The following is a 3,511-nucleotide window of genomic DNA, read 5'->3' as shown; positions in this document are numbered from 1 at the left end:
GTGGGTGCGGAGTCGTTGGTGGGTCTGTGCCTGCCGCGTGGGGTCGAGATGGTGGTGGCGGTCCTGGCGGTGTGGAAGGCGGGGGCCGGCTACCTCCCGGTCGATCCGGAGTATCCGGCTGAGCGGATCGGGTTCATGCTCGCGGACAGTGGTGTGGCTCTGACGCTGACGACCGAGGAGATCCTCGATGATCTTCCGGCTGGGCGGAACCGGTTCGTGGCGCTGGACGCGGCGTCGGTGCGGGTGCAGCTGGCGGCGGCGGATGCGGCTTCGCCGGGGGTGGTCGTCAGGCTGCAGTCGCTCGCGTATGTGATCTACACCTCGGGTTCGACGGGCCGGCCGAAGGGTGTGGCCGTCCCCCATGGCGGCCTGGCGAACTATGTGGCGTGGGCTGCGGACGCATACGGCATGAAGGCTGCGGGCGGGGGTGCTCCGCTGCACTCCTCCCTCGCCTTCGACCTGACGGTGACCAGTGTTGTGGTGCCGCTGGTCTCGGGCTGCGCGGTGGTGACGAGTGAGGCCGGTGGCGCCGAGGGGCTGGCGGAGGTGGTCCGGGAGTTTGGTGGCTTCGGTCTGGTGAAGGCCGTCCCTGCGCATCTGCCGCTCCTCGCAGAGTTGCTGTCGCGCAAGGAGGCGGCCACTGCGGCGCGTACATGGGTCGTGGGTGGTGAGGCCTTGCCCGGATCGGTGGTTCGCGACTGGCTTTCGCGGGCTCCTGAGTCCGTGATCGTCAACGAGTACGGGCCCACCGAGACCGTGGTCGGCTGCTGTGTCTTCGAGATCGCAGCGGGTCAGGAGGTCGGGGAGTCCGTCCCGATCGGGCGTCCGATCGCGAACACCCGCTTGTACGTCCTCGACGAGTATCTTCAGCCGGTCGCTCCGGGTGTCGCGGGTGAGCTGTACATCGGGGGCGCCCAGCTCGCCCGGGGGTACGTCAGGCGTCCGGGTCCGACGGCGGAACGCTTCATCGCGAACCCCTTCGAGCCGGGGGTGCGCATGTACCGCACCGGGGACGTGGCCCGCTGGACCGCGGACGGGCTCCTCGAATACCTGGGCCGCGCCGACGAGCAGGTCAAGGTGCGTGGGTTCCGGATCGAGCCCGGTGAGGTCCAGGCCGTCGTGGCCGCCCATCCGGAGGTCGCCCAGGCGGCGGTCGTCGCCCGCGAGGACATCCCTGGCGACACCCGCCTCGTCGCCTACGTCGTCCCCACCGAAGTCGACGAGACTGACGAAGGACTACCGTCCGCGGTGCTGGAGTCGACGGCCCGGCGGCTCCCCACGCACATGGTCCCGGCCGCGGTCGTCGTCCTCGATGCCCTCCCACTCACCGCCAACGGCAAGCTCGATCGCAAGGCCCTGCCGGCCCCGGACTACGCCGAGGCGACGGGCTCCGGGCGGGCGCCCGAGAGCCATGAGGAAGAGGTTCTGTGCGAGGCGTTCGCCCAGGTCCTGGGCGTCCCCGACGTGGGGGTGGACGACGACTTCTTCGCACTCGGCGGCCACTCGCTGCTCGCGGTGCGACTGGTCAACCGCATCAGGACGGCCCTTGGCGTCGAGGTGGAGATCGCGGCGCTGTTCGACGCTCCCACAGTGGCGGGACTCGCCCAGCAGCTCGGAAGCGTGCAGTCAACCAGGCCGGCGTTGCAGCCGATGCGTAACCAGGAGGAGTCCTGATGATCCCGTTGTCATTCGCGCAGCGGCGGCTGTGGTTCATCAGCCGGTTGGAAGGCCCGAGTCCGACCTACAACGTTCCGGTCGTGCTGCGCCTGCCGGGCGGCGTGGAGCGCGACGCGCTCGCCGCGGCCCTGCGGGACGTGATCGGGCGGCACGAGATCCTGCGCACGGTCTACGAGGTCGCGGACGGTGAGCCCTACCAGAGGATCCTCGGGCTCGACGAACTGGACTGGGAGCTGACGGTCGCCGAGGTCGCCCCGGCAGAGCTGGCCGGCGCGATCGACGAGGCCGGGCGGTACACGTTCGACCTGGCCGCCGAGCTGCCCATCAGGGCGTGGCTGTTCGAGGCGGGGGTCGAGGCCGGCACCGGCATCGAGACCGGGGCCGGGTCCAGGTCCGGGGCCGACGAGCGGGTCCTGGTCGTCGTCATGCACCACATCGCGAGCGACGGCTGGTCAGAAGCCCCACTGGCCCGGGACCTCACGACCGCCTATGAGGCGCGTGTGCGGGGCCGGGCACCCGAGTGGAAGCCGCTGCCGGTCCAGTACGCGGACTACGCGCTCTGGCAGCGCAAGCTGCTCGGCGACGAGGCGGACCCGGACAGCGTGATGTCCCGCCAGACCGGTTACTGGCGCGAGGCGTTGGCGGGCGTACCCGAGGAGCTGGAACTCCCCACCGACCGCCCCCGTCCGCCGGTGGCCTCCCACCGCGGACACATCGTCCCACTGAGCGTCCCCGCCGAGGTGCACGCGCGCCTCGCGACGGTGGCGCGGGCCGAGGGCGTGACGACGTTCATGGTCCTCCAGGCCGCCCTGGCCACCCTCCTGTCCCGGCTCGGCGCGGGCACCGACATCCCCGTCGGTACGGCCGTGGCGGGGCGTACGGACGAGGCGCTGGAGGACCTGGTCGGCTTCTTCATCAACACGCTGGTGATCCGCACGGACCTGTCGGGCGACCCCACCTTCCGTGAGGTGCTCGCGCAGGTGCGGAAGACCGGGCTGTCGGCCTTCAAGCACCAGGACGTGCCGTTCGAGAAGCTCGTGGAGGAGCTGGCCCCGGCCCGCTCCCTGGCCCGGCACCCGCTCTTCCAGGTCATGCTGACCGTCCAGAACAACCAGCGGATTGTCCTTGCCTCGGCCCGAACGCCATCCGAGGCCTACTCCGAAGCACTCTCCGAAATGCCCTCCGGCCCCCGGTCCCGCACCACGTCCGGGGCCAGGACCACGTCCGAGGGCCCGGAAGCGGGCACGCGGGCGGCCAAGTTCGATCTCGACGTCTCGGTCCGCGAGGTCTTCGACGCGAAGGGTGCCCCGGCGGGCCTGCGCGGCTCGGTGACGGCGGCGGCCGACCTGTTCGACGTGGCGTCGGTCGAGCGTATCGCCGCACGGCTGACCCAGGTCCTCGACCAGGCGACCGCGGACCCCGGCCGCGCGCTGAGCGCGATGAGCATCGTCGACGAGGCCGAACGCCGCCGGGTGCTGACCGGCTGGAACGATACGGCGACCGGCCTCGACGTCGATCTCGTGCACGCCCTGTTCGAGCGGCAGGCGAGCCGCACGCCCGACGCGATGGCGATCGTCTCCCAGGGTTCCCGGGTGGCGTACGGAGAGCTGGAGGCGCGGGCGAACCGGATCGCGCACTACCTGATCGGTCAGGGGATCGGCGCCGATGCCGTGGTGGGTCTATGCCTGCCGCGTGGCGTGGACATGATCGCGGCGATCCTGGGCGTGTGGAAGGCGGGCGCGGCCTATCTGCCCGTCGACCCGGCCCAGCCGACGGACCGGATCGCGTTCATGCTGCGGGACAGCGGTGCGGCGCTGGCGCTGACGACCGAGGA

2 protein-coding genes are annotated in these 3,511 nt (G+C 71.2%); both read left to right on the top strand.

From position 1 onward, the window contains the following. Positions 1 to 1,674 (top strand): non-ribosomal peptide synthetase (locus tag ABZ576_RS34245; protein WP_360749986.1); only part of this gene is annotated, 1,674 nt, incomplete at its 5' end. Continuing rightward, on the top strand, positions 1,674 to 3,511 hold a 1,838-nt coding region (locus ABZ576_RS34240; protein WP_360749983.1), incomplete at its 3' end, for a condensation domain-containing protein. The genes ABZ576_RS34245 and ABZ576_RS34240, both read left to right, overlap by 1 nt.

Source organism: Streptomyces sp. NPDC013455 (genome assembly GCF_040632975.1).
Classification (GTDB): Bacteria; Actinomycetota; Actinomycetes; order Streptomycetales; family Streptomycetaceae; genus Streptomyces.
The sequence above is the reverse complement of the archived record's forward strand: the minus strand, read 5'-3'. Positions and strand labels throughout refer to the sequence as shown.